A 26,038-nucleotide genomic window follows, 5' to 3' on the forward strand; every position below is an offset into this window, starting at 1 on the left:
CGGATCATAACGCGCTGTCCGGTCCTGGAGCCCCCGAATCAACCGAGGCGGTAGAGAACTCTGGATGAATCCGGTCAAGGCGCCTAGATCTCTGCAAATGCCTTCAGAAGGCTCTCAGAGGCTCGCTGAGCGTCCAACGCGGGCTCGGGGGACGAAAGACCGGACAGCGCCCTGAAGAGGCTTCAGCGGGTGCCGTGGAGGTACGCGTTGACGAGCCGGGGGTACTCCTCCAGCCAGTTACGACCGCGTTCGTCCACGAACGATCCCGGCGGCGGGATCACCCCGTTGGCCGCCAGCCACGTGCCCGGAGGCTGCTGCGTACGGCGGATCCGGTTGCCGGTCGGCATGAGCTGCGGCGGGATCGGCGGCAGCACGCCGGGGTCGAGCCCCATCTGAGCCTCGGCCTCCAGCTCGGAGAGGTCCTTCTCCTCCGACATCCCGATCGGGCCGTGCCTCCTGGCGTTGAGGAACTGCCGCACCACCGGCTCCTCGCTCGACAGCAGCATCTCGCGCGGGCCGAACATGACCAGCTCGCGCCTGAACAGCATCCCGATGCTGTCGGGGACGGTACGGGCGGTGTTGATGTCGTGCGTCACGATCAGGAACGTCGCCTCGATCTCGGCGTTGAGGTCGACGATGGTCTGGTTGAGCAGCGCGGTGCGGACCGGGTCGAGGCCGGAGTCGGGCTCGTCGAACAGGATGATCTCCGGATCCAGCACCAGCGCCCTGGCCAGCCCCGCACGCTTGCGCATGCCACCGGAGATCTCCCCGGGCAGCTTCGACTCGGAGCCGATCAGGCCGACCAGCTCGACCTTCTCCATCACGATCTGGCGGATCTGCGACTCGCTCTTCTTGGTGTGCTCGCGCAGCGGGAAGGCGATGTTGTCGTAGAGGTTGAGCGAGCCGAACAGCGCGCCATCCTGGAAGAGCACGCCGAACAGCCGGCGCAGCTCGTACAGCTTGTTCTCGTTGCAGTTGGCCAGGTCGTAGCCGTCGATCCAGATGTGACCGCGATCCGGCCGCAGCAGGCCGACCAGCGTCTTGAGGAAGACCGATTTTCCGGTGCCGGAAGGGCCGAGCAGGACGGAGATCTCGCCCGCGGGCAGCGTGAGCGAGACGTCCTCCCAGATGACCTGCCGGCCGAACGACTTGGTCAACCCGTCGACCACGACTTCGACTCCCACTGGACACCTTCCGATCGCAGTGAGTATCCGCCGGATAACGTGACGTCCTCACCGTAATGGGGTGCGGCCGCATGGGAACCCGTTCTCATAATTGTTACTGCCCGGTTATGAAACCTCCGGGCCGCCGGTCAGCGCCCGCAGGCTGGGCCGCAGGAGCCGCGCGATCTCCTCCTGCGGCACCTCGCGCAGCTCTTCGAGCTCCAGCAGCTGGTGCCCGACGGCGATGCCGAGCATGATCGTCGTCATCAGCGCCGCGCGCAGCCGCGCGTCCTCCGCGGGAATGGCCTCCGCCAGCCGGTCGATCTGGCTCCCCAGCACCTGCCGCGCCGACGCGGCCGCCTCGGGGTGGGTGAGCATGGACCGCATCATCGCCAGCGAGCTCTGCGGCAGCGCGCCCAGCTTCACGTTGAGCGTGCCGAGCAGTTGTTCGACGAGCTCCTCGGCGGTCAGCTCGCCGTCGCCGACCGGGGTCACCCGTACGGCCTGCTGGAAGAGCTGCCGCTTGCTGCCGAAGTACTGCATCACGAGGGCGGGGTCGACCTCGGCCGCCTTGGCGACGGCCCTGATGGTGGTCCGCTCGAAGCCCAGCTCGGCGAAGAGCGCCCGGGCGGCATCCAAGATCTTTCCTTCGGTACGACGCCGCCTCTCGGCCCGCGGAAGCACTCTCTCGCCCACGCTGCCAACTCTACACGCGTTGACCGAACCTTCCCTTTCACTCTACGCTCGTTGAGTCAACACCCGTTGAGCGAAAGAGGCTACTCCCATGTCCATCGAGGAGATCGTCACCGCCTATCACGCGGCCATGCTGCACAAGTCCCCCGACGAGCTGGCCGACCTCTACGCGGAGGACGGACTGCACGAGTTCCCGTTCGGGGGGCTGGCGCCGTTCAAGGGGAGGGAGGAGATCCGCGCGGGTTACCGCGCGATGTGGGGCGCGACCGCGTTCGAGGCCGAGGAGGTGCGGCGCGTGTCGCTCTACCGGACGACGGACCCGGAGGTCGTGGTGGTGGAGCAGAACGCGTTCGTCGCGGCCGGCGACCAGCGGATCACCGTCCCCGGCCTTCTGGTGCTGCGGATCAGGAACGGCCGGATCGTCCACGCCAGGGACTACATGGACACCAGCGCCGTGACCCAGGTCCGAGCCGCCGCCTCCTGATCTCCGTGGCGTCCCCGGGACGGTCAGGACTGGGTGAGGTCGAAGATGGTCGTACCGCCGACGGTGGTGCCGGTGAACGTGTCCTGGACCCAGGCCGCGATCTGGTCCGCGTCGTCGCTGCCGCCCGTGCTGCGACGCCCTTCGCCCATGCCGGTGCCGATGAAGTAGTGGATCTTCTTCTCGGCGACGTACTGCTTGAACTGCTCGAGTGTGGGCGCCGGATCGGTGCCGTTGAACCCGCCCACCGCCATCACCGGCTGCCCGCTGGCCAGCTGGTATCCGGCCGCGTTGTTGGAGCCCACCGTCGCCGCCGCCCACGTGCAGGCGGAGGCCTCGGTCTTCAGCAGCGCGGTCAGCTCGGCGGCCGGAGTGCCCGCGTTGAGCAGCCCGCCCATGCCCATCCCGCCACCCCCCATGCCGCGGCCGCCGAACCCGGTGCCGCCCTGCCCCTGCGCGCCGCCCGGCGGTTGCCGCAGCGCCTGGCCGCCTCCAGGTTGCTGACCCGTACCCGCACCCCATCCAGGCATCTGACGGAACGTCCGGCCGCCTCCCCCGCCCGGACGCGGGAACCCGCCGCCGAAGCCGCCGGTGGAGGGCCCGGCGGTCGGGATCGCCCCGGTGTGCGGGGATGCGGCCGTGTCGACGGCATAGGCCGCCGGCCCCGCCAGAGCCGCCAGGCACGCCACCGAGGCCACGGCCGCCACGGCCAGGGCCCGGCGCGTGAACATCATCGCCAGCGCCGCCCCCAGACCCGCCACCAGCACGACCACGCCCAGCCAGGAGTTCCAGTCCGCGCTGCGCGACAGCAGCACGTACGACCACACCGCCGTCCCCGCCGCCACCATCGCCGGCAATCGGAGCGACCGCCGCTCCCACAGCAGGGCCGCCCCCATGCCCACCAGCACCGCGATGGCCGGGGCCAGCGCCACCGTGTAGTACGCGTGGAAGATCCCCTGCATCAGGCTGAAGACCAGCCCGGTCACGACCAGCCAGCTCCCCCACACCCAGAAGGCGGCACGAACCGGATCCACCCGCGGCGCCCGACGGGTGAGCCAGGTGGCGGCGGCCAGGAGCACCAGCGCCGCCGGGAGCAGCCACGAGATCTGCCCGCCCGCCTCCGTGTCGAACATCCGCAGCCAGCCGGCCTGCTGGTTGAGATTGCCCAGCCCGCCGTAGTCGGCGCCGTTGAGCCGCCCGATCCCGTTGTAGCCGAGCGCCAGCTCCAGCACGCTGTTGGTCTGCGACCCCCCCGATGTACGGCCGCTCCGACGCGGGCACCAGCGCCACCGCCAGGAGCCACCACCCGGCCGAGACCACCATGGCCGCGCCGGCCAGCAGCAACTGCCGCACCCGCCGCCAGAACGCCACCGGCGCGGTGATCAGATAGACCAGCGCGAAGCCGGGCAGGACCAGGAACGCCTGCAGCATCTTCGCCAGGAACGCGAACCCGATCGCGGTCCCCGCCAGCACCAGCCACCGGGTGGCCCCACGTTCCTGCGCCCGCACCACGCAGTACCCGGCGGCCGTCAGCAGCAGGACGAGCAGCGCGTCCGGGTTGTTGAACCTGAACATCAACACGGCCACCGGAGTGAGCGCCATCACGGCCCCGGCCAGCAGCCCGGCCCAGACGGTGAACAACCTGCGCACCGACGCGTACACCAGCGCCACCGCGCCGACGCCCATGAGCGCCTGGGGAACGAGCATGGCCCAGGAGTTGAGCCCGAACAGCCGCACGCTGAGCACCATCGGCCACAAGGAGGCCGGGGTCTTGTCGACGGTGATGGCGTTGGCGGCGTCGGAGGATCCGAAGAAGAACGCCTTCCAGCTCTGGCTGCCCGCCTGTACGGCCGCCGCGTAGAAGGAGTTGGCCCATCCGGAGGCGCCCAGGCCCCAGACGTACAGCACCGCGGTGCCTATGAGGAGGGCAGCCGGCGCCCATCGAGACTTCGCTTCGGTGACCACATCCCGCACGCTAGGCAGGCCGGTTGGCGAGGCGATGAGACGAAGATGAGAATCTCCTGAGCCGTGCGGGCCCGGGAACGCGAAAAGAGGCGGCACACCCGGCACCAGGGTGTGTCCGCCTCTTCCCGAAGAGCTCGCGTGAAGGGGAAAGTTACTTCACGGTCACGGTGGCGCCGGCGCCCTCGAGGGCAGCCTTGGCCTTCTCCGCCTGCTCCTTGTTGACCTTGCCGTCGAAGACGGGCTTGGGAGCGCCGTCCACCAGGTCCTTGGCCTCCTTGAGGCCCAGGGACGTGAGGGCGCGGATCTCCTTGATGACCTGGATCTTCTTGTCGCCGGCGGCCTCGAGGATGACGTCGAACTCGTCCTTCTCCTCCTCGGCGGCGGCCTCGCCACCGCCACCGGCGGCGGGGGCGGCGGCAACCGCGACGGGGGCGGCGGCCTTGACGTCGAAGACCTCTTCGAACTGCTTCACGAACTCGGACAGCTCGAGGAGGGTCATCTCCTTGAACGAGTCGAGCAGCTCTTCGGTGCTGAGCTTCGCCATGATCTTTTCCTTACGTTTAGGACTTGCAGAAAACTAGGAACGGGACCGCGGTGTGCTGCGGCAACCCCCGTGTTACTCGCCCGCCTCTTCGCGCTTCGCGCGGAGGGCGTCGGCCAGCTGAGCCATCTGCGTGGGCAGCGCGGCGAACATAGCGGCAGCAGCGCTCTGCTTCGCCTTGAGCGCGCCAGCAAGCTTCGCGAGGAGGACCTCGCGGGACTCGAGGTCGGCGAGCTTGGTGATCTCGGTGGCGTCGAGCGTCTTGCCCTCGAGGACACCGCCCTTGATCACCAGAAGGGGATTGGCCTTGGCGAAGTCACGCAGACCCTTGGCCGCCTCGACGACGTCGCCCTTGACGAAGGCGACGGCGGTCGGGCCGAGCAGCAGGTCGTCCAGACCCGTCACGCCTGCCTCATTGGCGGCGATCTTGGTCAGGGTGTTCTTCGCCACGGCGAACTTCGCATTCTCACCGAGAGAGGTGCGCAGCTCCTTGAGCTGCGCGACGGTGAGACCGCGGTACTCGGTCAGAACGGCGGCGCTGCTACCTTCGAACTCGCTCTTGAGCTCGGCAACCGCTGTCGCCTTATCCGCCCTCGCCATGGGCCTCCTTCCAGATGTGCCGCCGGCGAAGGCCCAGAAATGAGAACAGCCCCGGCGCAGGGGCGCACGGGGCTCACACATGGATCAGACCATATGGGAAACTCGCATCACACCTGCGCAGGCCGTCCACATGACGTGGATCCTTCGGTCGCCAGGCATTTGAGGCACCTGACGACGACCGGCGGTCTTCGGCAACGACCAGAGTACGTGCTGGCCGCCGAGTTTCCAAATCGTTCTCAGTTGGTCGTGCCCTTGGGCAGCTCTCCCACCTGGTCGGCGGGCGGAGCCTGGATCGTGACCGGCTCGTTGAAGCCCTTGAAGAGCAGGGTGGCGTCGAGCGTGGCGCCTTCCTTGGAGCCGTTCAGCACGAGCTTGCGCGGCAGACCGTCGGCGGCCACCCAGATGTCGAACTTGACGTCCTTGAGCTCGGCCAGGTTCGTACGGGCCTGCTCCTGCTTGTCGGCCGGCAGCAGCTGCACGGCCGCGTCGACGGGGAAGGTGCCGCTGTAGTGCGTGGTGTCCTCGCCGTTGACGCTCTCGTTGCCGGCCGACTTGACGTCCTTGGAGGCCGTGACCAGCTTGGTCACGTTGCCGAGGTCGAACTGCTGGATCTGGCTCAGGTACTGGTTCACCTGGCCGGAGTCGCCCATCTCGCTGAGCGGCACCTTGATCCACGGCTTGGTCGCCCCGAGGAGGTCCTTGAGCGCCTCGACCTTGACGTAGACGGTGTCGCCCTGCAGCACGGCGTGCACGCCGCCCGGCAGGCTCTTCCCGCCCATGTCGACGGTGTCCAGGGTGAGGTCCACGGCGAGCTGGGGCTTGCTCTGGTAGAGCATGCGCCCCTGCACCTTGCCGCTGCCCTCCTCCTGAGGCTGCGTGACGTTGACGACGGCGTCGACGGTGTAGCTGGTGACCTCTGCGGTCTTCTGCGCGGCCTGCGCGAGCACCTCTGAGGCGGCCAGGTTGACCTGGATGGGCTGTGCGTTCGATCCGCACCCGGCAACCGCCGCCACAACGAGCGCGGCACTGGCCGCGGTGAGACTTATCGTGCGCTTCAGCATGTCTTGACCCTACTTTTAGGTTTCGCCGCTGTAGCGACTTCCCCGCACAATTAGGGGAAAACCCAGGGTTTTCCCCCACACACTTCACACATTCCCTGCACAACCCGGCCTGACGCCGCGGAAGCGCAGGACATGGCAGCACACAAAAAGCCCCGCCCGGGAACCGGGCGGGGCTTTTCGCAAAGAGAGGTCAGGCCTCGAGCTCGGCGGTGAGGCCGCGGGTGACGTTGGGGTCGACCGGGACGCCCGGGCCCATCGTCGTGGAGAACGTGACCTTCTTCAGGTAACGCCCCTTGGCCGCGGACGGCTTGAGACGCAGCACCTCGTCAAGGGCGGCGGCGTAGTTCTCGATGAGCTGGCGCTCGGGGAACGACGTCTTGCCGATGATGAAGTGCAGGTTGGCCTGGCGGTCGGTGCGGAACTCGATCTTGCCGCCCTTGATCTCCGTCACGGCCTTGGCGACGTCGGGCGTCACCGTTCCGGTCTTGGGGTTGGGCATGAGACCGCGCGGACCGAGCACGCGGCCCAGGCGACCCACCTTGCCCATCAGGTCGGGCGTGGCCACCACGGCGTCGAACTCGTTGAGCCGGTTGCCCTTGGAGATGTCGTCGATCAGCTCGTCGGCGCCGACGATGTCGGCGCCCGCCTCGCGGGCTGCCTCGGCACGGTCACCGGTCGCGAAGACCAGGACCCGGGCGGTCTTGCCGGTGCCGTGCGGGAGGTTGACCGTGCCGCGCACGATCTGGTCGGCCTTGCGAGGGTCGACGCCCAGCCGCAGCGCGACCTCCACGGTGGCGTCGAACTTGGTGGTCGACGTCTCCTTGGCCAGCTTCGCGGCCTCGACGGGCGAGTAGAGCTTGTCGCGGTCGACCTTGGCGGCCGCGTCCTTGTGCGCCTTGCTGCGCTTCATGCTTTTGACTCCTGAGTGGTACGGCGAGCCCGTGCGAAGGGCCCTCCCACGGTTGCGAAGAACTTAGTCGGCGACGGTGATGCCCATCGACCGGGCGGTGCCGGCGATGATCTTCTCGGCCGCCTCGATGTCGTTGGCGTTGAGGTCGGGCATCTTCGTCTCGGCGATGCTGCGCAGCTGCTCGCGGCTGAGCTTGCCCACCTTGTCGCGGTGCGGGACCGCGCTGCCCTTGTCGAGACCGAGGGCCTTCTTGATCAGCTCCGGCGCCGGCGGCGTCTTCGTGATGAAGGTGAAGCTGCGGTCCTCGAAAATGGTGATCTCAACGGGGATGATGTTGCCCCGCTGGGACTCCGTCGCAGCGTTGTACTGCTTGACGAAGTCCATGATGTTGACGCCGTGGGGACCGAGCGCGGTACCCACCGGCGGCGCCGGGGTGGCCTGGCCAGCGGGGAGCTGGACCTTCACCAACGCGGCGATCTTCTTCTTCGGAGGCATTTGTCCTTCTCCGGGTCCTGATTGCGATGCCTGTCGGGGGCGCGGATTGCGGCCCTGACATGTCGGAGGCCGCCCAGCCAAGAAGCGACAGGCGGCCGACCGAACGTCTAAGTGTATGTGATCGTCTTAGATCTTCGAGACCTGGTTGAACGAGAGCTCGACCGGAGTCTCGCGACCGAAGATCGAGACGAGCACCTTGAGCTTCTGCGACTCGGGGCTGATCTCGCTCACCGAGGCGGGCAGCGTCGCGAACGGGCCGTCCATGACCGTGACGGACTCGCCGATCTCGAACTCGACCGCCGGGCCCGTGGCCGTCTTGGCCGCGGCCTTCTTGGTCTCCTCGGTCGGCTCGGGCGCCAGCAGCTTGGCGACCTCGTCGAGGCTGAGCGGGCTCGGCTTGTTGGACAGGCCGACGAAGCCGGTCACACCGGGCGTGTTACGCACGGCGGCCCAGGACTCGTCGGTGAGCTCCATGCGCACCAGCACGTAGCCGGGCAGCACACGCTCCTTGACCGGCACCTTCTTGCCGCTCTTGAACTCCTGGACGGTGTGCGTCGGCACCTCGACCTGGTAGATGTAGTCCTCCATGTTGAGCGAGACGTTGCGGCTCTCGATGTTGGACTTCACGCGGTTCTCGTAACCGGCGTAGGAGTGAATGACGTACCACTCGCCGGGAAGGCCGCGCAGCGAGCTCTTGAACTCCTCGACGGGGTCGACGTCGGGAAGGACCTCACCGTCTTCGACGGCGGAAGCCTCGGCGTCGGCTGCCTCGTCGCTCTCCGCGACCTCGGCCTCCTGAAGCGCCGACTCGGCGGCCTCCTCAGCGGCCTCTTCCAGCTCGTCGCCCCACTCCTCGCGGGACTCGTCCGCCGGAACTGAAGGATCGGACACGGTGACTCTTCCTCTTTCGTCTCTTCGCGATTCGGCTCGTACCGAAATGGCGACCCCCTCAAGCGACACCGGCTGACGGCTGGATCAGCCGCCGCCGAAGACCTTGAGGATCACCCATCCCAGAGCGGTGTCAAACCCGTACACGATCCCGACCATGATCAGAACGAATACCAGGACGACCGTGGTATAGGTGATGAGGTCCTTGCGTGTCGGCCAGATGACCTTGCGAAGCTCGTTGACGACCTGCCGGTAGAAAAGGGCAGGTGAAGTGCGTGTCTTCTTCTCGCCACTCGGCTTGCCTGCGGTCTCGCCGCGCGTGTCGATCGCCACAGTCCTCACCCGAAATCTGTCGTATCCAACGCAGTTTTGCGGCGCGCTTACACGCCCATTATTGCGCGGACCGCACTCGCAGGGCACGAGGGACTCGAACCCCCAACCGCCGGTTTTGGAGACCGGTGCGCTACCAATTGCGCCAGTGCCCTATGTCGTTAGACCAGACTACCCTGATCGACCCACTGCCCGGACCGAACCGCTCACCGACATGCGGTGCGGAAGGACCAGCCGAAAGCATACGGGGGATTGCCCGGCACGTCGAACCGAATACCGATCGCCCAGGTCACGACCGCGCAACGGTCGCGTGGGAGCATGGACGCATGTCCACCCGACCTCGTATCTCCGCAAGAATCTCCGCGATTTCCGAGTCCGCCACGCTCGCCGTGGACGCCAAGGCCAAGGCGATGAAGGCGGCGGGCCGTCCCGTCATCGGCTTCGGCGCGGGCGAGCCCGACTTCCCGACGCCCGGCTACATCGTCGAGGCGGCGATCCAGGCGGCGCGCGAGCCCCGCTTCCACAAGTACACGCCGGCGGGCGGCCTGCCCGAGCTCAAGCAGGCCATCGCCGACAAGACGCGGCGCGACTCCGGGTACGCGGTCGAGGCGTCGCAGGTGCTGGTCACCAACGGCGGCAAGCAGGCGGTCTACGAGGTGTTCGCGACGCTGCTCGACCCGGGCGACGAGGTCCTGGTCGTGGCCCCGTACTGGACCACCTACCCCGAGGCGATCAAGCTGGCCGGCGGCGTGCAGGTCGACGTCGTGGCCGACGAGTCCACCGGCTACCTGGCGAGCGTCGAGCAGCTCGAGGCCGCGCGCACCGAGCGCACGAAGGTCCTGCTGTTCGTCTCGCCGTCCAACCCGACGGGGGCCGTCTACTCCCGCGAGGAGACGGAGGCGATCGGCCGCTGGGCCGCCGAGCACGGCCTGTGGGTGGTCACCGACGAGATCTACGAGCACCTCGTGTACGGCGGCGCCGAGTTCACCAGCATCGCCACGGCCGTCCCCGAGCTGGGCGACCGGGTCGTGATCCTCAACGGCGTGGCCAAGACGTACGCGATGACCGGCTGGCGCGTGGGCTGGCTGATCGGCCCGTCCGACGTGGTCAAGGCCGCCACCAACCTGCAGTCCCACGCCACCTCCAACGTCTCGAACGTCTCCCAGATGGCCGCGCTGGCCGCCGTGTCCGGCGACCTGTCGGCGGTGGCGGAGATGCGTGCGGCGTTCGACCGGCGCCGCCAGACGATCGTCAAGATGCTCAACGAGATCCCGGGCGTGTTCTGCCCGGAGCCGAAGGGGGCGTTCTACGCGTATCCCTCGGTGAAGGAGCTGATCGGCAAGGAGCTGCGCGGCAAGCGGCCGCAGTCGTCGGGCGAGCTGGCCGAGCTGATCCTCGAGGAGGCCGAGGTGGCGGTGGTGCCGGGCGAGGCGTTCGGCACGCCTGGTTACTTCCGGCTGTCGTACGCGCTGGGCGACGACGACCTGGTCGAGGGCGTCAGCCGCATGGGCAAGCTGCTGTCGGAGGCCCGCTGAGATCCGCGGCGGCCGTCAGGGCGCGGGGCTGAGTGCGACCCTGGCGGCGATCCGCCGGATCTCGCCGACCAGCCCGGGCGTCGCGCCGATGTAGACCGCGGTGCCCGGCCGCTCCAGCCACATGAAGTTACGCAGGCCGGTACGCGTGTTCCAGCGCAGTGCCGGCCTGCCCTTGTACGCCGTCAGCGTCGACCTGGCGACCAGCGTGGCGAACTGCTCGGCCGTCCGCACCCCGCAGACGACGCCGACGTACAGCTCCTCGTCGTTCTCCCGCCAGATCAGGCCGCTGACCTCGAACCGCCTGGTGAGCGACTCCAGCCGGGCGAACGAGCCCCTCCTGGTCAGCCCCTCCCGCATCGCCGGCAGCCGCACGTCGGTCGGCCCGCAGGCCAGCGTGCGACCCTCGTGCGGTACGGGCGTGGGCGGCGGCATGGCGTGGGACTCGGGCTCGGACACGGGCGTGTCGCCACTGCCACACCCCGCCAGCGCGAACACGAGGAGCACCGCTGCCAGACGCCGCATCGGACCCCCCCAAGAAACGCACGGAAAGGCTCCTAGTCTCCTACAGGACCTTTGGCGGAAGCGGCAATCGCGACCAGTTCGCGGCCGAGCGGCTCGCTGACCCGGACCAACGCGCCGGTGCCCGCGCGTTCCAGCCAGACGATCAAAAGGCCGCCTCCCGGATATCTGCCCGCCACGGCGGGCCTGCCGCGCACGATGGTGGCGCGGGCGTCCGCGACCTGCCTGCGGTAACTCGCCCAGTCGGGGGCGGGCTCGATCCTGGCCTCCACGAACCGGTCGCCCGAGCCGAACCTGGCCCACGCCCCCGCCGCCCCGATCGCTCCCCCGCCGCTGCGCGCCAGCCCGGCGGGCAGGTAGGTGAGCCAGAAATCGTGGGAGACGACCGCGAGGCCGGCCTCCGGCGGGGTCCGTACGGGGACGGCGGCGGCCACGGCGGCGGGCCGTGGGCGCCCGAAGCCCGAGGAGAAGAGCAGGTAGATGATGCCGGCCGCCACCCCGAACGCCAGCGCCGCGAGCACCGCACGCCGGCCCTCCCCGATGCGGCCGGGATCCTCAGGGATCATGCCTGGTTGATCCCCCGTTCGGCCCCGTCCGTACCGCCAGGGTTCAGTTGATCGCCCGGATGCCTCTCGCGATCTTCTTCAGCTCGGAATGGTTGCCGACCGCCATCTCGTAGTCGGGGCTGACGGTCAGTCTGACGGCCAGGCCGTCGCGGAGCTTCCAGGCCATCGTGAGCGTGCTCTTGTCGGTGAAGAACGGTTCGACCTCGCCTGCCTCGCTGAGGTTGGCCAGCCACGCCTTCTTGCCGTTGACGTCCACGATCTCCGCCCCCTTTGGGACATCGATGTAGCGCCCCTTGGCGGCCTCACCCTCGAACACGGTCACTTGGACCCAGAACAACCGCTCGTCGGTGGCCGACTTGTCGAAGCTCGTCGCGTAGCTGTGCACGCCGAACCCGTCCTTGCCCGACCACCTGCCCCATTTGAATCCATCCGGCAGATAGCTCAGGCGGATGCCGCCGAACTCCCGCCCGTCGCCCAGGTCGCCCAGGTCTCGCAGCGGCGGATCGACACGGATCTCGACGTGGGTGCGGGGAGCGACCTTCTCCCCCATCCCCGGGCTCTGACTGTTCACCAGGCCGTTCCGCAATTCGATGCTGGGGGCGTCGACCGCCAACCCGGCGTCGCGGAGTTCCATCACCGCCTCGGCGGCGCGCTTGCCCGTCACCCTCGGAACGGTGACGCCGCCGGTCTCCGCCACGGAGCGGTCCCGGCCGCCGGCGGTGTTCGCGGTGCCCGCGAGCTCGGCAGAGTTCAGCGTCACCGGCACGGCCACCGCCAGCGCCGCCGTGACGAGCGCGGCGCCCGCCACGCGGGACCGGACCACGCGGGAGCGGTGCCGGCGCCGTACGGACCGGCCCAGGTCCGGCGGGGCCTGTACGTCGGCGACGTGCGCCTCCATGGCGTCCGCGAGGTCTTCTTCGATCATCATCCGATCACTTCCTTGGCGAGATTCAGGTTTTCGCGGATCCTGGCGAGCCCCCGTGCCGCCTGGCTCTTCACGGTCCCGGCCGAGCAGCCGAGCAGGGCCGCGGTGCTCTCCTCGCTCTGGTCCTCCCAGTAGCGCAGGACGAGAACGGCCCGCATGCGGGGCGGCAGCCTGCGCAGCTCCTGGATGAGCGTGTCGCGCAGGTCGAGGTCGGGAGAGTCGGCGGCGGTCTCCGGCGGGCGGGCGAAGGTGATCTCCTGGACGATCTTTCGCCGCCGCGCCTTGCTGATCGCCGCGTTGATGACGATCTTTCTCGCGTACGCCTCGGGGTTGTCGCCCCTGATCCGCGGCCAGTGCCGGTAGACCTTCTCCAGCGCGTGCTGGACCAGGTCCTCGGCGTCGTGCCTCGTCGCCCCGCAGACCAGGATCGCGGTACGCAGCAGCGACGTGCTCCGAGCGGCGAGGAACTCGTCGAACGCCGCTTCGTCGTCATCTGTCATGAGTGAGGGTCCCCTTTCGCCCTCCCCAACGCGCGAGTCCCGCCCGAGGTTGAGTGGCAAGATATGCAGATGGCAAGGCCCCTGATCGCGCTACCCAAGGCCCACCTTCACCTGCACTTCACCGGATCGATGCGGCATTCCACGCTGATCGAGCTGGCCAGGGACCAGGGGCTGCACCTGCCCGACGCGCTGGAGCAGGACTGGCCGCCCAAGTTGCGGGCCACCGACGAGCGCGGGTGGTTCAGGTTCCAGCGGCTGTACGACATCGCCAGGTCCGTGCTGACCCGGCCCGAGCACGTCTACCGGCTGCTGCGTGAGACGGCCGAGGACGAGGCGGCGGCCGGGTCGCGGTGGCTGGAGATCCAGGTGGACCCGTCGGGGTACGCGCAGCGCTTCGGCGGCCTGACGGCCACGCTGGAGCTGACGCTGGACGCGGCGCGCCAGGCCGCCGAGCACGCGGGGATCGGGATCGCGGTGGTCGTGGCGGCCAACAGGACCCGCCATCCGCTCGACGCCAACACCCTGGCCAGGCTCGCCACCCAGTACGTCGGCCAGGGCGTGGTGGGGTTCGGGCTCTCCAACGACGAGCGGCGGGGCGCGGCCAGGGACTTCGAGCGGGCGTTCAGGATCGCCAAGCGCGGCGGGCTGCTGGCCGTGCCGCACGGCGGCGAGCTGATGGGGCCGCGGAGCGTGGCGCAGTGCGTGGACGACCTGGGAGCCGACCGCGTCGGGCACGGCGTGCGGGCGGCGGAGGACGAGCGGCTGATGGAGCGGCTGGCCGACCGGCAGATCTGCTGCGAGGTCTGCCCCACCTCCAACGTCGGGCTGGGAGTGGCCGAGGAGCCCGCCGGCGTGCCGGTGCGGCGGCTGTTCGACGCGGGGGTGCCGCTCGCTCTGGGGTCCGACGACCCGCTGCTCTTCGGCGCGCGGCTGTTGCGGCAGTACGAGCTGGCTCGCGAGGTTTACGGCTTCAGCGACGCGGAGCTGGCCGAGCTGGCCCGCCAGTCCATCCGGTCGTCCGCGGCCCCCGATCCGGTACGCAAGGAGCTGCTCAAGGGCGTGGACGACTGGCTGACGGGCTCACTGGAGTGACGTGGCGACGCGGACGGCCTCCTCCTTGGTCCTGAGGCCCTCCAGGCGGTAGTTCACCGCGTCCTGCTGCCAGATGAGGGTGGGTCCGGCCTGGCGCAGGGGGACCTCGGTGCCGTCCTGGCGCACGATGTAGCCGAGAGGGTGCTTTCCTGGGATCCACCAGGCCTCGTGCAGGCCGACCCTGGCGTAGTCGGGCCACGGCGGGCCGAGCTTCTTGAAGATCACCGGGTCCAGGCTGCCGTCGAACTGGTCGAGCCGGACGCCGTCCGGCCAGAACATCGACACCACCCTGCCGTTGTCGGCGACCGTGACACTCTTCGGGTCGCCGAGTGCCTTCACCGTCTTGACCTGGAACTTCACCTGGCCGCTGACCTTGTCCGGCTGCACGGTGTGCTCGCCCGGCATGGGCGCCGTGGTGGTGACCGGCGGCGGGGTGGTCTCGCCTACCCGGAGCTCGATCCCGGCGAAACGCAGGATCCGCACCACGGCCGCCCTGCCCTGGGGAGTGGCCGCCGTGATGGCGATGACCACGAGGACGACGGCCGTGACGATCTTCCACCTCGCCCGCCGGCCACGTCCCGCCGGTGGCCGCCGCCCGTCGTCCCGCCGCCCCGGCGCCCGGGGATGCGGTCGGACGGAGGCGTCGAAGGGACCATGCGCTGGATCGGGGGTGTCGTGGGCCTCCGCCTCGAGGCGGGCGCGGACGGCGGAGGCGACGTCGGCAGGCGGTGGGGTGGGGACGTCCAGGAGGTCCCCGAGCGCCAGGAGTTCGGCCTCCAGGTCGTCGAAAGGCTCACGCGAGTTCATTGCCCACCTCCTCCCTCAGCCGGGCCAGCCCCCGATGCGTACTGGACTTGACGGTGCCGACGGGCCAGTCGAGCACCTGCGCCGTCTCCGCCTCGCTCAGCTGTAAGAAGTACCGGCACACGACGGCCTGGCGTTCCCGATCCGGCAGCCGCCGTACCGCCTCCAGCAGGCGGGAGCGCCGGTCGGTGGCTACCGCCGCGCCCTCCGGGTCGTCGGGGGCGGCCACGGAGGCCGTGGCGCCCAGCCGCAGCGTCAGCTCGGAGCGGCGGCCCCGCGACCGGGTCAGGTTGTGGGTCTCGTTGGCCACGATCCGCAGCAGCCACGGGCGGAAGGGCGCGTCCCTGCGGAAACTCGCCAGGTGCCGGAACGCCTTGACGAACGCCTCCTGCACGACGTCCTCGGCTTCGTCCCCCGCCCCGAGCATGGAAGCGGTACGGTGGGCGAGCGCGCTGTAGCGGGCGACCAGCGCCTCATAGGCGGCCAGGTCACCGGCGAGCGAGCGCTCGATCGCCTCGTCGTCGTTCATGACGAGTCAGATTTCACCCCATCCGAGGGGCCTCGCGGAAGGGTCTTTCACGCATCAGGTGACCCTCACCGGTGATCGGGGCATTAGACTCGGGCAATCCATGAGCCCCCTTGAAGGAACTGGACAATGTCTTCTGGGTATGACCGTGTAGTACAACCGGCCGCCGGTGACGAGGCCTTGGAGAACCACCTGGGTGGCGACGAGGCCAAGAACTATCGGCAGTACGAGTTCGACATGGTCGCCCCGCATGTCGGCCGTTCGATGCTGGAGATCGGCTCGGGCCTCGGCCACTTCGCGGAGCAGTTCCTGCCGCGCCTCGACAGACTCGTCGTGAGCGACTTCGACCCCTACTGCGTCGAGCAGCTGGGCAAGCGCTTCGCGGACCGCGACGACATCAGCGTCCTGCAGTTCGGCCTGCCCACCGACATCCCGCTCGAGGACAAGGTCGACACCGTCGTCATGATGAACGTCCTGGAGCACATCGAGGACGACGCCGAGGCGCTGCGCTCGCTGGCCCGCGTCACGCTGCCGGGCGGGCGGATCATCATCTGGGTGCCGGGCTACCCGCAGCTCTACGGAGACTTCGACCGCAAGGTCGGCCACGTCCAGCGCTACACGCCCAAGACGCTGGGTGCCACGGTCGCCAGGGCGGGCCTCGACATCGAGGTGCTCAAGCCGATCAACTTCCTGGGCGGCATCGCCTGGTGGGCGGCCGTGCGCCGGGGCGGCGTCGGCTACCCCGACCCGCGGCTGGTCAAGATCTACGACCGCACGGTGGTCCCGACGACCCGCTTCATCGAGCGGTTCATCAGGCCACCGTTCGGTCAGACCGTCTTCTGCGTGGCGCGGGTCCCGAAGCCGCTCACTTGATGGAGCCGGCCGTCAGGCCGCCGACCACCTTCCGCTCGATCAGCGCGAAGAGAATGATCACGGGGATGGTGGCGATCACCGAGCCGGCGAACAGGTTCTGCCAGTCGACCTGATACTGGCCGATGAACGAGTTGAGAGCCACCGTGAGCGGCTGGTTCTCCGGCGTCGTGGTCAGCGTCAGCGCGACCACGAACTCGTTCCACGCGGCGATGAACGTGAAGATCAGCGCCGTGATGACGCCGGGCATGGCCAGCGGCAGCGTGATCCGGAAGAGCGCGCCGAAGCGCCCGTTCCCGTCGATGAAGGCGGCCTCCTCCAGCTCGCGCGGGATCGAGGCGAAGTACGCGTTCAGGATCCACACCGCGAACGCCAGGTTGAACCCGGCGTTGACCAGGATCAGCGACCAGACCGAGTCCACCAGCCCGAACTGGTAGAACTCGCGGTAGATGCCGACCAGCATGGCCGTCGGCTGGAACATCTGGGTGATCAGCACCAGGATCAGGAACGCCGTGCGCCCTCTGAAGTCGTGCCTGGCCGAGTAGTACGCGGCGGGCAGCGCCACCAGCAGCACCAGCACGGTGGAGCCGCCGGCGACCTTGAGCGTCACCCACAGGTTCCCCGCCAGTCCGCTGGTCCAGAAGTTGGCGAGGTTGGACCAGACCCACTCCTTGGGCCAGAACGTCACCTCACGCAGGGAGTCCTGGGCGCGCAGCGAGGTGAGCAGCATCACCACGTACGGGAACAGGAAGATCAGGGCGATGACGTACGCGGCGGCCGCGACGAACACCGTCTTGAGACGCGGCATCCTGCGCGGGGCGACCGGCCTGACGTGCTGGTGCGATGTGGTGGCCGCGGGGCGCGCGGTGTTCACGGCCATCACGCCACCTCCTTGTTCCAGCGTGAGACCCTGAGGAAGATCGCGGTCAGGATGATCACCATGCCGAAGTTGACGACGGACATGGCCGCCGATTCGCCGATGTTCGAGCCCTTGAGGATGAACATGAGGATCGTCGAGGTAGCGGTGGAGTAGCCCGGCTGGCCGTGCGTCATGGCCCAGATGATCGGGAAGCTGTTGAAGACGTTCATGACGTTGATGAGGGCCGCCACGGTGAGCGCGGGGCGCAGCAGCGGCAGCGTGATCGACCAGTACGTACGCAACCGTCCGGCTCCGTCCATCTTGGCCGCCTCATAGACGTCGGCGGGGATCGTCGCCAGCCCGGCCAGCAGCGCGTACGTGGTGAACGGCACCGACACGAAGACGGCCACGAACACCAGCCACGGCATCGCGGTGGAGGCGTCGCCGAGTTGGTCGGCCGAGGCCCCGCCCATCGCGTCGATCAGCCCCAGCTTCAGCCGGATCTGGTTGATCACGCCGACCTCGGGGTCGAGCATCCACTTGAAGATGATCGCCGTCATCAGCACGGACGCGGCCCACGGCGCGATCAGCGCCCACCTGGCCACCTTGCGCAGCGGGAAGCGCTGGTTGAACAGCTGGGCGAGGGCCAGCGAGATCAGCACGGTGAACGCGACGACCGCGACCACCCAGACCACGCTGCGGACCATGATGTCGGCGAAGTCCTTCTCGCCGAACAGCTTGTCGTAGTTCGCGAGCCCGTTGCTCCCCTGGACCACGCCGAACCGGCTGATCTTGAGGAACGACGACCTGATCATCTCGATCACGGGCCAGAGCACGACCAGCGCGATCAGCACCACGGCGGGTCCCACCCACGCGAGGGGCTCGAGGACGCGCAACCTTCTCATGAGCAACCTTCCAAGACGGTGCGGCCGGCACCGGTGACAGCGCCGGCCGCACGGGCCCCCGATCGATCAGCCGGCCGACTCGGCGGTCTTCTGGAGCTCACCGAGGACCTTGGCCGGGTCGTCCTTGACGGCCCCGCCGATGGTCTGCTTGATCGCCGGGTTCACCTCGGCCCACTTGGGGTCCTGGAAGGGGTAGAAGCTGGCGTTCGGCAGCGCGTCGAGGAACGGCTTGAGCTTCTCGTCGCCCTCGAGCTTCTTGATGCCGCCGTTGGTGACGGGCAGCAGCTTGTAGGTGTCGGAGATCTTCTGCGCGGCGCTGCCGGTGTAGAAGAAGTCGAAGAACTTCTTGATCTCGGCGGCGTGGCCGTTCTTGTTGAACGCCATGATCCAGTCCATGACACCGAGCGTGGTGTCGAGCGGGCCGGCCTTGCCGGGGATGGGCGCGACGCCGTAGTTCTTCAGCCCGGCCGCGTCGAAGATCGGGATGGACATGGGGCCGCCGTTCACCATGCCGACCTTGCCCGCGCCGAAGTCCTCCCAGACCGTCTTACGGTCCTTGGTGCCCGGGTTGGGGGTGGTCAGGCCCGCGTCGACCAGGCCCTTCATGTACGTGAACGTCTCGACGTTCTGCGGCGAGTTGATCGCCCACTTGCCGGAGGCGTCCTTGTAGCCGCCGCCGTTGCCGAGCATCCACAGGAACGACTCGCCCTGGGCCTCCTCCTGGCCCAGCGGCAGGCCGAACGGCTGCGTGACGCCGGCCTTCTTCAGCTTCTCGGCGTCGGCCTTGAGCTCGTCCCACGTCTTCGGCGGCTCGGCGATGCCGGCCTTCTGGAACAGGTCCTTGTTGTAGAACAGGGCGCGGGCGGAGGAGACGAACGGGATGCCGTACGCGGTGCCGTCCACCTTGCCGAACTCGGCGAACTTCTGCAGCATGTCGCCGGAGACGTTCGGCGACAGCACCTCGTCCACCTTGTAGAGCAGCCCGTCCTTGACGAAGCCGGAGTAGTCGCCGGTCTGCAGGATGTCGGGCACCTGGCCGTTCTGGACCATGGTGGCGACCTGCTTGTCGATGTCGTTCCAGTTGATGACCTGGACGTCAACCTTGATGTTCGGGTTGGCCTTGGTGAACTCGTCGGTGACGCCCTTCCAGAACGTCTCCCCCGAGTTCGGCTTGCCGGGGCCGTCGCCGTAGTCGGCGGCGACCATCTTCAGCGTGACCTGCCCGCCGCCCGCCGCCTTGTCGTCACCGCCGGAGCCGCCCGAACCGCCGGAGCCGCCCGAACCGCAGCCGGACAGGACCAGCATCGTGGCAAGGCCGAGAGCGGCGCCGCCCACAAGCTTCATGTTCACTGGAGATACCGCCTTCTCGCCGGGCGGGTCGCTGGTCCGTACCAGCTGACGACCCCGCCCTGGGGGATGAGGCGCGCGAGCACGCGGCCCGACGCGTTTGCGCCAGCGTAAGCCTGGCTCGCGCAGCCGGTCTATACCGGCTCGTATCAGTTTGAAAACATCGAGGGCCTACAAACCTCACAACCGGTCTAGACCGGGCGTCAGAGGATCTTTCTCCGGACGCTCTCCCCGCCCTGCGGCGTGCCGATCCACGGGCCCTCGACGGACGGGTCGAGGATGCCCTCCTCGAGGAAGCCGTAGCGGCCTTCGAGGACGTACTCGGCCAGCCGCACGTCGCCCGCGTCGGTGTTGTCCCAGAGCCGATCGAACAGCGAGTCCACGCGCTGTCTTGCCTGGTGGCAGAAGGTGTCGGCCAGCTCGTACGGCCGGCGTCCCAGGTCCGCGGAGTCCTCCTCCGCCTTCACGCAGGCGGCCGTCATGGCGAACAGCTCGGCCCCGATGTCCACGATCCGGCCGAGGAACGACTGCTTGTGCTCCAGCCTGCCCTGCCAGCGGGACATGCCGTAGAAGGTGGACCTGGCCAGCTTCCTGCTGGTCCGCTCCACGAAGCGCAGGTGCTGGGCGAGCGGGCCGAAGTCGCCGTACGACGTGGGCAGGTTGCCGGTGCCGGCCACCAGCGTGGGCAGCCACTTGGCGTAGAAGCGACTGGCTCTGCGCAGGGCCTGGGCGCGTTCCTGGCGCGACGCCTCCGGGTTGACCAGCTCCCCCGCGGCCGACAGGTGCGCGTCCACCGCCTCGCGCGTGATCATCAGCCGCATGATCTCCGAGGAGCCCTCGAAGATGCGGTTGATGCGGGAGTCGCGCAGCATCTGCTCGGCGGGCACGCCGCGCTCGCCGCGCGCCACGAGCGAGTCGGCGGTCTCGTAGCCGCGCCCGCCTCTCATCTGGACCAGTTCGTCGAGCGCCTGGTACGACATCTCCGACGCATAGAGCTTGGCCAGCGCCGCCTCGATCCTGATGTCGTTGCGCTGGTCGTCGGCCAGGCGGCTGGTGAGCTCGCTGACGGCCTCGAGCGCGTACGCGGTGGCCGCGATGAAGGAGATCTTCGTGGCCACGGCCTCGTGCCGGCCGACCTTGCGCCCCCACTGCACGCGCTCGTTGCCCCACTCGCGGGCGATCTTCACGGCCCACTTGGCGTTGCCCGCGCAGGTGGCCGGGAGCGACAGGCGGCCGGTGTTGAGCGTGGTGAGGGCGATCTTCAGCCCCTGGCCCTCGCGCCCGACCATGTTCTTGGCAGGCACCCTGACCTGGGTGAACTCGGTGACCCCGTTCTCGATCCCGCGCAGCCCCATGAAGCCGTTGCGCCGCTTGACCGTGATGCCAGGAGAGTCGGCCTCGACCACGAACGCGCTGATCGACTTGCCGGTCCTGGCCATGACCACGAGCAGGTCGGCGACGACGCCGTTCGTCGTCCACAGCTTGACGCCGTCGATCACGTAGTCGTCGCCGTCGCGGACCGCGGTGGTGGACAGGCGGGCCGGGTCGGAGCCGACGTCGGGCTCGGTCAGCAGGAAAGCGGAGATCTCGCCCCGTGCGCATCTCGGCAGGAACTCCCGCTTCTGCTCCTCGGTGCCGAACAGCTTGAGCGGCTGCGGCACCCCGATCGACTGGTGCGCCGACAGCAGCGTGGCCAGCGCCGGGCAGTACGAGCCGACGAGCATGAGAGCGCGGCAGTAGTACAGGTAGGGAAGGCCGAGGCCGCCGTACTCCTCGCTGATCGTGATCCCGAACGCGCCGAGCGCCGCCAGGCCTTTCACCACCTCGTCGGGCACCTGGGCGGTCCGCTCGATGAGCGCCGGATCGACGTTCGCGTCGAGGTAGCGTCGTACCGCCCTGACGAACTCCTCGCCTCGCATGGTCGCCTCGTCGGACAGGGACGGCACGGGGTAGACCAGGTCCAGCCGGAAGTCGCCGAGGAAGAGCTGCTTGGCGAAGCTGGGCCGCGTCCACTCCTTCTCGCGGGCCTGCTCGCCGACCTCTCTGGACTCCGCGTACTTGGCGTGCTCGGTCATAGCACCTCCCGACGATGCGCCGTCTGTGCTATGAGTACTGCCCGCCTGACAGCGCCCTGCGCTGTTTATAGCCGGAATTTGTACGAACGCCGAGCATTCGCTTTCAGCGCCCCGAGCGCCACCAGAGCCAGCACGGCGGGCACCACCAGATAGACCCCGCAGAACGCCAGCGCCACGAGCGACAGTCCGGCGCCCACGACGGCGGTGGTCCGGTGCCGTCCGGCGGGCAGCATCCGCACGGCGGCAGCCACGCCCGCGACCGTGACAGCGGCCAGGCATGCCGAGGTGGCCCGCATGAGCAGGTCCAGGTCCACCGCCCACACCAGCACGGGCACGCTCAGCACGGCGAGCAGCCCAAGGCTCCGGTACGGCGTCATGCCCGGCGACCCTCCCCTGGCGAACCAGCCCGGCAGCGCCCCGTCCCTGGCCAGGGCGGCGCCCAGCCGGGCGGCCCCGGCGATGTAGGTGTTGACGGCCCCGAAGGTGAGCAGCACCGCCACCACCCCGGTGACCGGCCGCGCCGCCGGGCCGATGCCGATCTCCAGCATGGCGGTGAGCGGCACGCCGGGCATGTGGGCGCCGAGCACGCCCACGGAGACGACGGAGACGCCCACGTACAGGAGGGCGATCACGACGAGGGTCACCACGGTGGCTCTGACCAGGCCGTTCTTGCCGCCGGCGAACTCGGCCGACAGGTGGCTGGCCGCCTCCCAGCCGACGAACGCGAACATGAGCACGCCTGCCGCGCTGGCCACGCCCGCTGCGCCGTACGGGGCGAAGGGGGTGAAGGCGGCCGGGTCGGCGTGCGGCGCGGCGGTGATCACGGCCGTCGCCAGCAGGGCGACGAGCAGGGCGACGAAGCCGATCTGCAGCCGCCCCGAGGTACGCAGCCCGGCGGCGTTGGCGGTGAAGGCCGCGGCCAGGATCAGGCAGGCGGCCAGGGTGGCGTTCACGCCCAGGGTGGCCTCGACGTACTGGCCGCCGATCAGCGCGCCCGCGACGGTGCCGATGGGGACGGCTCCGTAGAACCACCAGCCGACCACGGCGGCGGCGTGCCGGCCGAACGCCAGCCCGGCGAAGCTCGCCACTCCGCCGCCGTCGGGGTACCTGGCGCCGAGCGTGGCGAAGGTGAGCGCGACGGGCACGCTGAGCGCGAGCAGCCCCGCCCAGGCCAGCACGGACGCGGGCCCCGCGGCGGAGGCGGCGAGGTGCGGCAGCACCAGCATCCCCGGCCCCAGCACCGCTCCGACCAGCATCGCCGTGCCCTGACCCGCTCCTATGCGATGTTCCGTCATAGGGGTGAAATTAGTGCATTCATTCGGCTCGGCTAGGCATCAGCCGAACGCACGGCCGGAAGATCATGCGAGGATCCACGCATGGACGAACTAGATTCGGAGATCGTGCGGCTCCTCCAAACGGATGCTCGGCAGTCCAACAGAGAGCTCGCGCGTCAGCTCGGCATCGCGCCCTCCACGTGCCTCGAGCGGGTCAGGGCGCTCACCCGGCGCGGCGTCATCCGCGGCTACCACGCCGACATCGACCCGGCGGCGCTCAACCGGAGCGTCCAGGCCATGGTCATGGTCCAGGTACGGCCGCTGAGCCGGGCGGTGATCAACGCCTTCAAGTCGTCGGCGGCGGCGATGCCGGAGGTGCTCAGCGTGTTCGTGCTGGCGGGCGGTGACGACTTCCTGCTGCACGTGGCGGTGCAGGACCTGGACCACCTGCACTCGTTCCTGCTCGACCGGCTGAGCAAGCGCAAGGAGATCGTCGGCTTCCGCACGTCGGTGATCTTCCAGCAGGTGCACAACACCGTCCCCGAGCGGCTGACCTGACTTTCGTCAGGGTCGGTACTGGACGGTCGGCCGATCCGGCAGGGGGTGGTCTCTTTCTAGGTTTCTCCCGTGAACACCTTCCTGATCAGCCTTTTCACGGCGGCGACCCTCAGCGCCCCGACGCCCTCCATCGCCCCCGCCACCATCGACGCCTACGTGCGCGGCGCCGTCGAATCCACTGGACTGCCCGGCGTGTCCGTGGTCGTCACCCACAACGGCCAGGTGGTGCACGCCGCCGGGTACGGCCACGACTCCGAAGGCCACGCGGTCACCCAGAACACTCCGATGCGGGTGGCCTCGGTGAGCAAGTCGTTCACCGCGATGGCCGTGATGACGCTCGTGGAGCGCGGCAAGATCGACCTTGACGGGCCGCTGGCCGCGCAGCTGCCCGGTTTCCGGATGGCGGACCCGCGTGCGGCGAAGATCACCGTACGGCAGCTGCTGAACCAGACCTCCGGCCTTTCGGACACCACAGTCGACATCGCCGCGGTGGAGAACGCCACCTCGCTCGCCGACTACACCTCCCGGCTGGCCGACTCCGAGCTCCGCGCCGACCCGGGCACCCACTGGGAGTACTGCAACGTCAACTACGACCTCGCCGCCAGGCTCGTGGAGGTGGCCTCCGGGCAGCGGTTCGGCGACTATCTGCGGGACCGGGTGTTCGGCCCGCTCGGCATGAAGTCCAGCGCCGTCAGCGACCAGGTCGTCAAGCCGGCCGACGGCTACAACTCGATCTTCGGCGCCTGGCTCCCGCGCCCCGAGCTGTCCGGCTTCCTCAACGACAGCGGCTCGGGCGGGGTCATCACCACCGCCGCCGACATGGGCCGATGGCTGATCGCCCAGACCGGCGACGGCCGCCCGCTGGTCAAGCGGCAGAGCCTCGACGTCATGCACACGCCCATCAAAACCAGGGACTACGGCATGGGCTGGGGCGTGGATCAGGACACCGGGCTGCTCACGCATTCGGGGAACCTGTTCACGTACAACGCCGTCGAGGCCATCTCCCCCAAGACCGGGTACGGCTTCGCCGTCATGGCCAACGGCGCCGCCCTGACCGACGACACGTACGCCATCATGGAGGGTTTGGCCGCGCTGAGCGAGGGCCGGAGCCCCGAGACGCCCGGCGGTGACCGGCAGCTCTACGAGCTGGTGCTGGGCGCGATCGCGGTGGTCGCGGCGGGCCTGGGTGCCATGGGCGTGCTGCGCGCCCGGCGCTGGGCGGCCAGGCGACCGCGCCGGCCGTGGCTGCGGCTGGTGCCGCTGCTGCTGCCCGCGGTGGTGCTCGCTGCCTACCCGGATCTGATCTCGTTCCTCATGAACGGGCGGGCGGTGACGTGGGCCCAGCTCACCTACTTCGCCGCGCCTCTGTCGATCATGCTGCTCGTGACGGCGCTCGCGGGGATGGTTGCGACGGTGACCCGCATTTGCGTACTGTGTAAGCTTACGAGGTACACAAACTAGAGGAGCAGCCGTGCACACGATCGCGATCGTCGTCCCCGTCTTATGGCTGGCCTGGCTCGTCGTCACCGAATGGGTGCCGATGTTCCCGCTCAACGACCTCACCGGCGGCAACGTCCGTCGCCGGGTCCTGGCGGCCGCGATCAACTACCCGTTCCCGCTGCTGATCGCGGCCGGCATCGCGCTGGGCCGGACCTGGTCGCTCGTCACCGCCACCGCGCTCTGCGTGCTGATCCTGATCGGACACGTCACCAACTGGTGGTTGCCGTACTTCGGCGTCAGCACCGCCGAACAGCGGGCGACCTACCAGCGGGACTACAGCCGCACGCTGAAGCTCCTGCCCACCGAGGGCCACGACGTCGTGATCGACGTCCAGCACATGGTCGTGGGCGCCCTGTCCCTGATCATGATGGCGACCACGCTCGTCGTTACGCTGGCCGGGTGAACGAAGGCAGGAGACGCGCGGGACGGCCCGCGGTGCTCACCACCGACCGTGTCGTGACCGCGGCCATCGAGGTCCTGGACGCCGAGGGCCTGGACGCGCTGACCATGCGCCGCCTCGGCGCGCGGCTCGGAGTCGCAGCCATGTCGCTCTACCGCCACGTTCCCAACCGGGAGGCGCTGCTCGCGGAGATCGTCAACCGGCTGTTCGCGGAGGCCGTGACCGGCTACGCGCCCGCGGCGGCCTGGCCGGAGGCGCTGGCGGGGTTCGCGGTGGCGTACCGGCGGGTCCTGCTCGCACACCCGCACGCCGTGCCGCTGCTCGCCACCCACCCTGTGGACGTCGATCTCGGGAAGGAGCTGCTCGCTGGGCTGCTGGCCCGCTTCGAGGCCGGCGGGATCCCGCAGGAGGACGTGATCACGGCTGTGCAGTCGGTCGCCGTGTACGTGCTCGGCCACGCGCTGGCCCAGGTCGGCACCCCGCCCGGCGGCACGCCCGCGCCCGCTGACGAGACTGCCACAGCCTTCTACGACCAGTGGTTCGACGCGGGCCTGGCCGCCATGGTGACCGGATTCGAGCGCCGGCTCACCGGCGACGGTTACCCACACCAATAGCCGATCATGTGAACTCCGCCTAAACGATCTCCGCTGCTCTGA

General features: G+C 69.0%; 30 protein-coding genes, 1 tRNA gene and 1 pseudogene. 9 read left to right on the top strand and 23 right to left on the bottom strand.

Annotation, left to right across the window (positions count from 1 at the left end; translation table 11 throughout):
• Window positions 1-182: 182 nt before the first annotated feature.
• Window positions 183-1,184 (bottom strand): ABC transporter ATP-binding protein, encoded by a 1,002-nt coding sequence (locus ABD830_RS35725; protein ID WP_344997610.1) that lies wholly within the window; start codon window positions 1,182-1,184, stop codon window positions 183-185.
• Window positions 1,185-1,289: 105 nt separating this feature from the next.
• The gene (locus tag ABD830_RS35730; RefSeq protein ID WP_344997612.1) at window positions 1,290-1,802 is read right to left on the bottom strand and encodes a TetR/AcrR family transcriptional regulator; all 513 of its coding nucleotides are present in this window, start codon (window positions 1,800-1,802) and stop codon (window positions 1,290-1,292) included.
• A 145-nt stretch (window positions 1,803-1,947) separates the two neighbouring features.
• On the opposite strand from ABD830_RS35730, the gene ABD830_RS35735 reads away from it, so the two are divergent.
• Window positions 1,948-2,340, top strand: a complete 393-nt coding sequence (locus ABD830_RS35735; protein WP_344997614.1) for a nuclear transport factor 2 family protein — start codon at window positions 1,948-1,950, stop codon at window positions 2,338-2,340.
• Window positions 2,341-2,363: 23 nt separating this feature from the next.
• Here ABD830_RS35735 and ABD830_RS35740 read toward each other — a convergent pair whose 3' ends face one another.
• Window positions 2,364-3,569, bottom strand: a complete 1,206-nt coding sequence (locus ABD830_RS35740) for a mannosyltransferase YkcB-related protein (RefSeq protein ID WP_344997616.1) — start codon at window positions 3,567-3,569, stop codon at window positions 2,364-2,366.
• A 23-nt stretch (window positions 3,570-3,592) separates the two neighbouring features.
• On the opposite strand from ABD830_RS35740, the gene ABD830_RS35745 reads away from it, so the two are divergent.
• Window positions 3,593-3,727: a hypothetical protein gene (locus tag ABD830_RS35745; protein WP_344997618.1), complete on the top strand. Its 135-nt coding sequence runs from the start codon at window positions 3,593-3,595 to the stop codon at window positions 3,725-3,727.
• Here ABD830_RS35745 and ABD830_RS35750 read toward each other — a convergent pair.
• The 9 genes and pseudogenes from ABD830_RS35750 to ABD830_RS35790 form a co-directional block, all read right to left on the bottom strand.
• Window positions 3,703-4,086: pseudogene (locus tag ABD830_RS35750) on the bottom strand (glycosyltransferase family 39 protein); the annotation flags it as partial. The gene ABD830_RS35745 and the pseudogene ABD830_RS35750 overlap by 25 nt on opposite strands.
• Before the next feature lie 367 nt (window positions 4,087-4,453).
• Window positions 4,454-4,846 carry a 50S ribosomal protein L7/L12 gene (gene rplL, locus ABD830_RS35755; RefSeq protein ID WP_344997621.1) on the bottom strand — a complete coding sequence of 131 codons (393 nt, stop codon included), beginning with the start codon at window positions 4,844-4,846 and terminating at the stop codon, window positions 4,454-4,456.
• A gap of 72 nt (window positions 4,847-4,918) precedes the next feature.
• Window positions 4,919-5,443: a 50S ribosomal protein L10 gene (rplJ, locus tag ABD830_RS35760; protein WP_344997623.1), complete on the bottom strand. Its 525-nt coding sequence runs from the start codon at window positions 5,441-5,443 to the stop codon at window positions 4,919-4,921.
• A 236-nt stretch (window positions 5,444-5,679) separates the two neighbouring features.
• Entirely contained in the window at window positions 5,680-6,504 is an 825-nt protein-coding gene (locus ABD830_RS35765; RefSeq protein WP_344997625.1) for an SCO4651 family lipoprotein, read from the bottom strand.
• Between the two features lie 190 nt (window positions 6,505-6,694).
• Entirely contained in the window at window positions 6,695-7,414 is a 720-nt protein-coding gene (rplA, locus tag ABD830_RS35770; protein WP_344997627.1) for a 50S ribosomal protein L1, read from the bottom strand.
• Between the two features lie 63 nt (window positions 7,415-7,477).
• Entirely contained in the window at window positions 7,478-7,909 is a 432-nt protein-coding gene (gene rplK / locus ABD830_RS35775; protein ID WP_344997629.1) for a 50S ribosomal protein L11, read from the bottom strand.
• A 126-nt stretch (window positions 7,910-8,035) separates the two neighbouring features.
• Window positions 8,036-8,800 carry a transcription termination/antitermination protein NusG gene (gene nusG / locus ABD830_RS35780; protein ID WP_344997631.1) on the bottom strand — a complete coding sequence of 255 codons (765 nt, stop codon included), beginning with the start codon at window positions 8,798-8,800 and terminating at the stop codon, window positions 8,036-8,038.
• Window positions 8,801-8,884: 84 nt separating this feature from the next.
• Window positions 8,885-9,130 (bottom strand): preprotein translocase subunit SecE, encoded by a 246-nt coding sequence (gene secE, locus ABD830_RS35785; RefSeq protein WP_344997633.1) that lies wholly within the window; start codon window positions 9,128-9,130, stop codon window positions 8,885-8,887.
• A gap of 79 nt (window positions 9,131-9,209) precedes the next feature.
• Window positions 9,210-9,282 (bottom strand) — tRNA-Trp (locus ABD830_RS35790).
• 171 nt (window positions 9,283-9,453) lie between these two features.
• Here ABD830_RS35790 and ABD830_RS35795 point away from each other — a divergent pair.
• On the top strand, window positions 9,454-10,662 hold the full coding sequence (locus tag ABD830_RS35795; RefSeq protein WP_344997635.1) for a pyridoxal phosphate-dependent aminotransferase: 1,209 nt from the start codon (window positions 9,454-9,456) through the stop codon (window positions 10,660-10,662).
• Between the two features lie 15 nt (window positions 10,663-10,677).
• Here the strand turns inward: ABD830_RS35795 and ABD830_RS35800 are convergent, their stop codons facing one another.
• Genes ABD830_RS35800 through ABD830_RS35815 form a run of 4 tightly spaced genes read right to left on the bottom strand, consistent with a single transcriptional unit; the run spans window position 10,678 to window position 13,172 of the window.
• Window positions 10,678-11,184 (bottom strand): hypothetical protein, encoded by a 507-nt coding sequence (locus tag ABD830_RS35800; protein WP_344997637.1) that lies wholly within the window; start codon window positions 11,182-11,184, stop codon window positions 10,678-10,680.
• Window positions 11,185-11,216: 32 nt separating this feature from the next.
• Complete coding sequence (locus tag ABD830_RS35805) at window positions 11,217-11,747, bottom strand: hypothetical protein (protein WP_344997639.1); 531 nt, start codon at window positions 11,745-11,747, stop codon at window positions 11,217-11,219.
• A gap of 43 nt (window positions 11,748-11,790) precedes the next feature.
• The gene (locus ABD830_RS35810; protein ID WP_344997641.1) at window positions 11,791-12,675 is read right to left on the bottom strand and encodes a PASTA domain-containing protein; all 885 of its coding nucleotides are present in this window, start codon (window positions 12,673-12,675) and stop codon (window positions 11,791-11,793) included.
• Window positions 12,672-13,172, bottom strand: coding sequence for a SigE family RNA polymerase sigma factor (locus tag ABD830_RS35815; RefSeq protein ID WP_344997643.1), 501 nt, complete (start codon window positions 13,170-13,172; stop codon window positions 12,672-12,674). The genes ABD830_RS35810 and ABD830_RS35815 overlap by 4 nt, the downstream gene beginning before the upstream one ends.
• A gap of 69 nt (window positions 13,173-13,241) precedes the next feature.
• Here ABD830_RS35815 and ABD830_RS35820 point away from each other — a divergent pair, with 69 nt between their 5' ends.
• On the top strand, window positions 13,242-14,264 hold the full coding sequence (locus ABD830_RS35820; protein ID WP_344997645.1) for an adenosine deaminase: 1,023 nt from the start codon (window positions 13,242-13,244) through the stop codon (window positions 14,262-14,264).
• Here the strand turns inward: ABD830_RS35820 and ABD830_RS35825 are convergent.
• Together ABD830_RS35825 and ABD830_RS35830 are read right to left on the bottom strand one after the other, a co-directional pair.
• Window positions 14,253-15,071 carry a hypothetical protein gene (locus tag ABD830_RS35825; RefSeq protein ID WP_344997647.1) on the bottom strand — a complete coding sequence of 273 codons (819 nt, stop codon included), beginning with the start codon at window positions 15,069-15,071 and terminating at the stop codon, window positions 14,253-14,255. The genes ABD830_RS35820 and ABD830_RS35825 overlap by 12 nt on opposite strands.
• Window positions 15,058-15,597, bottom strand: coding sequence for an RNA polymerase sigma factor (locus tag ABD830_RS35830; protein WP_344997649.1), 540 nt, complete (start codon window positions 15,595-15,597; stop codon window positions 15,058-15,060). Before ABD830_RS35830 ends, ABD830_RS35825 begins: the two co-directional genes overlap by 14 nt.
• Window positions 15,598-15,723: 126 nt before the next feature.
• On the opposite strand from ABD830_RS35830, the gene ABD830_RS35835 reads away from it, so the two are divergent.
• Entirely contained in the window at window positions 15,724-16,467 is a 744-nt protein-coding gene (locus tag ABD830_RS35835) for a class I SAM-dependent methyltransferase (protein ID WP_344997651.1), read from the top strand.
• Here ABD830_RS35835 and ABD830_RS35840 read toward each other — a convergent pair.
• The 5 genes from ABD830_RS35840 to ABD830_RS35860 form a co-directional block, all read right to left on the bottom strand.
• On the bottom strand, window positions 16,460-17,344 hold the full coding sequence (locus ABD830_RS35840; RefSeq protein ID WP_344997653.1) for a carbohydrate ABC transporter permease: 885 nt from the start codon (window positions 17,342-17,344) through the stop codon (window positions 16,460-16,462). The genes ABD830_RS35835 and ABD830_RS35840 overlap by 8 nt on opposite strands.
• Window positions 17,344-18,228 carry a carbohydrate ABC transporter permease gene (locus tag ABD830_RS35845; RefSeq protein ID WP_344997655.1) on the bottom strand — a complete coding sequence of 295 codons (885 nt, stop codon included), beginning with the start codon at window positions 18,226-18,228 and terminating at the stop codon, window positions 17,344-17,346. The genes ABD830_RS35840 and ABD830_RS35845 overlap by 1 nt, the downstream gene beginning before the upstream one ends.
• A 66-nt stretch (window positions 18,229-18,294) precedes the next feature.
• Complete coding sequence (locus ABD830_RS35850; RefSeq protein ID WP_345002201.1) at window positions 18,295-19,572, bottom strand: extracellular solute-binding protein; 1,278 nt, start codon at window positions 19,570-19,572, stop codon at window positions 18,295-18,297.
• A gap of 206 nt (window positions 19,573-19,778) precedes the next feature.
• Window positions 19,779-21,650: an acyl-CoA dehydrogenase family protein gene (locus ABD830_RS35855; protein WP_344997657.1), complete on the bottom strand. Its 1,872-nt coding sequence runs from the start codon at window positions 21,648-21,650 to the stop codon at window positions 19,779-19,781.
• 65 nt (window positions 21,651-21,715) lie between these two features.
• Window positions 21,716-22,945 (bottom strand): APC family permease, encoded by a 1,230-nt coding sequence (locus tag ABD830_RS35860; RefSeq protein ID WP_344997659.1) that lies wholly within the window; start codon window positions 22,943-22,945, stop codon window positions 21,716-21,718.
• Window positions 22,946-23,026: 81 nt separating this feature from the next.
• Between ABD830_RS35860 and ABD830_RS35865 the strand changes: the two genes are divergently transcribed.
• The 4 genes from ABD830_RS35865 (at window position 23,027) to ABD830_RS35880 (ending at window position 25,996) form a co-directional block, all read left to right on the top strand.
• Complete coding sequence (locus tag ABD830_RS35865; RefSeq protein ID WP_344997661.1) at window positions 23,027-23,482, top strand: Lrp/AsnC family transcriptional regulator; 456 nt, start codon at window positions 23,027-23,029, stop codon at window positions 23,480-23,482.
• 69 nt (window positions 23,483-23,551) lie between these two features.
• A complete protein-coding gene (locus ABD830_RS35870; protein WP_344997663.1) occupies window positions 23,552-24,943 on the top strand; it encodes a serine hydrolase domain-containing protein in 1,392 nt (463 codons plus the stop codon).
• A 10-nt stretch (window positions 24,944-24,953) separates the two neighbouring features.
• Window positions 24,954-25,385 (top strand): hypothetical protein, encoded by a 432-nt coding sequence (locus ABD830_RS35875; RefSeq protein WP_344997665.1) that lies wholly within the window; start codon window positions 24,954-24,956, stop codon window positions 25,383-25,385.
• On the top strand, window positions 25,382-25,996 hold the full coding sequence (locus tag ABD830_RS35880) for a TetR family transcriptional regulator (RefSeq protein ID WP_344997666.1): 615 nt from the start codon (window positions 25,382-25,384) through the stop codon (window positions 25,994-25,996). Before ABD830_RS35875 ends, ABD830_RS35880 begins: the two co-directional genes overlap by 4 nt.
• The last annotated feature ends 42 nt before the right edge of the window (window positions 25,997-26,038 follow it).

The organism is Nonomuraea helvata, from assembly GCF_039535785.1.
In the GTDB taxonomy this organism is placed as follows: Bacteria; Actinomycetota; Actinomycetes; order Streptosporangiales; family Streptosporangiaceae; genus Nonomuraea; species Nonomuraea helvata.

What these genes read in the sequence shown, in the direction of transcription:
- rplJ (WP_344997623.1), bottom strand. Translation starts at nt 5,443, where the DNA reads ATGGCGAGGGCGGATAAGGCGACAGCGGTTGCCGAGCTCAAGAGCGAG.
- ABD830_RS35820 (WP_344997645.1), top strand. Translation starts at nt 13,242, where the DNA reads ATGGCAAGGCCCCTGATCGCGCTACCCAAGGCCCACCTTCACCTGCAC.
- ABD830_RS35825 (WP_344997647.1), bottom strand. Translation starts at nt 15,071, where the DNA reads ATGAACTCGCGTGAGCCTTTCGACGACCTGGAGGCCGAACTCCTGGCG.
- ABD830_RS35745 (WP_344997618.1), top strand. Translation starts at nt 3,593, where the DNA reads ATGTACGGCCGCTCCGACGCGGGCACCAGCGCCACCGCCAGGAGCCAC.
- ABD830_RS35835 (WP_344997651.1), top strand. Translation starts at nt 15,724, where the DNA reads ATGTCTTCTGGGTATGACCGTGTAGTACAACCGGCCGCCGGTGACGAG.
- ABD830_RS35855 (WP_344997657.1), bottom strand. Translation starts at nt 21,650, where the DNA reads ATGACCGAGCACGCCAAGTACGCGGAGTCCAGAGAGGTCGGCGAGCAG.
- rplL (WP_344997621.1), bottom strand. Translation starts at nt 4,846, where the DNA reads ATGGCGAAGCTCAGCACCGAAGAGCTGCTCGACTCGTTCAAGGAGATG.
- ABD830_RS35795 (WP_344997635.1), top strand. Translation starts at nt 9,454, where the DNA reads ATGTCCACCCGACCTCGTATCTCCGCAAGAATCTCCGCGATTTCCGAG.
- rplA (WP_344997627.1), bottom strand. Translation starts at nt 7,414, where the DNA reads ATGAAGCGCAGCAAGGCGCACAAGGACGCGGCCGCCAAGGTCGACCGC.
- ABD830_RS35800 (WP_344997637.1), bottom strand. Translation starts at nt 11,184, where the DNA reads ATGCGGCGTCTGGCAGCGGTGCTCCTCGTGTTCGCGCTGGCGGGGTGT.
- ABD830_RS35850 (WP_345002201.1), bottom strand. Translation starts at nt 19,572, where the DNA reads ATGAAGCTTGTGGGCGGCGCCGCTCTCGGCCTTGCCACGATGCTGGTC.
- ABD830_RS35765 (WP_344997625.1), bottom strand. Translation starts at nt 6,504, where the DNA reads ATGCTGAAGCGCACGATAAGTCTCACCGCGGCCAGTGCCGCGCTCGTT.
- ABD830_RS35810 (WP_344997641.1), bottom strand. Translation starts at nt 12,675, where the DNA reads ATGATGATCGAAGAAGACCTCGCGGACGCCATGGAGGCGCACGTCGCC.
- ABD830_RS35815 (WP_344997643.1), bottom strand. Translation starts at nt 13,172, where the DNA reads ATGACAGATGACGACGAAGCGGCGTTCGACGAGTTCCTCGCCGCTCGG.
- ABD830_RS35840 (WP_344997653.1), bottom strand. Translation starts at nt 17,344, where the DNA reads ATGGCCGTGAACACCGCGCGCCCCGCGGCCACCACATCGCACCAGCAC.
- ABD830_RS35860 (WP_344997659.1), bottom strand. Translation starts at nt 22,945, where the DNA reads ATGACGGAACATCGCATAGGAGCGGGTCAGGGCACGGCGATGCTGGTC.
- ABD830_RS35830 (WP_344997649.1), bottom strand. Translation starts at nt 15,597, where the DNA reads ATGAACGACGACGAGGCGATCGAGCGCTCGCTCGCCGGTGACCTGGCC.
- ABD830_RS35865 (WP_344997661.1), top strand. Translation starts at nt 23,027, where the DNA reads ATGGACGAACTAGATTCGGAGATCGTGCGGCTCCTCCAAACGGATGCT.
- ABD830_RS35735 (WP_344997614.1), top strand. Translation starts at nt 1,948, where the DNA reads ATGTCCATCGAGGAGATCGTCACCGCCTATCACGCGGCCATGCTGCAC.
- ABD830_RS35845 (WP_344997655.1), bottom strand. Translation starts at nt 18,228, where the DNA reads ATGAGAAGGTTGCGCGTCCTCGAGCCCCTCGCGTGGGTGGGACCCGCC.
- ABD830_RS35805 (WP_344997639.1), bottom strand. Translation starts at nt 11,747, where the DNA reads ATGATCCCTGAGGATCCCGGCCGCATCGGGGAGGGCCGGCGTGCGGTG.
- rplK (WP_344997629.1), bottom strand. Translation starts at nt 7,909, where the DNA reads ATGCCTCCGAAGAAGAAGATCGCCGCGTTGGTGAAGGTCCAGCTCCCC.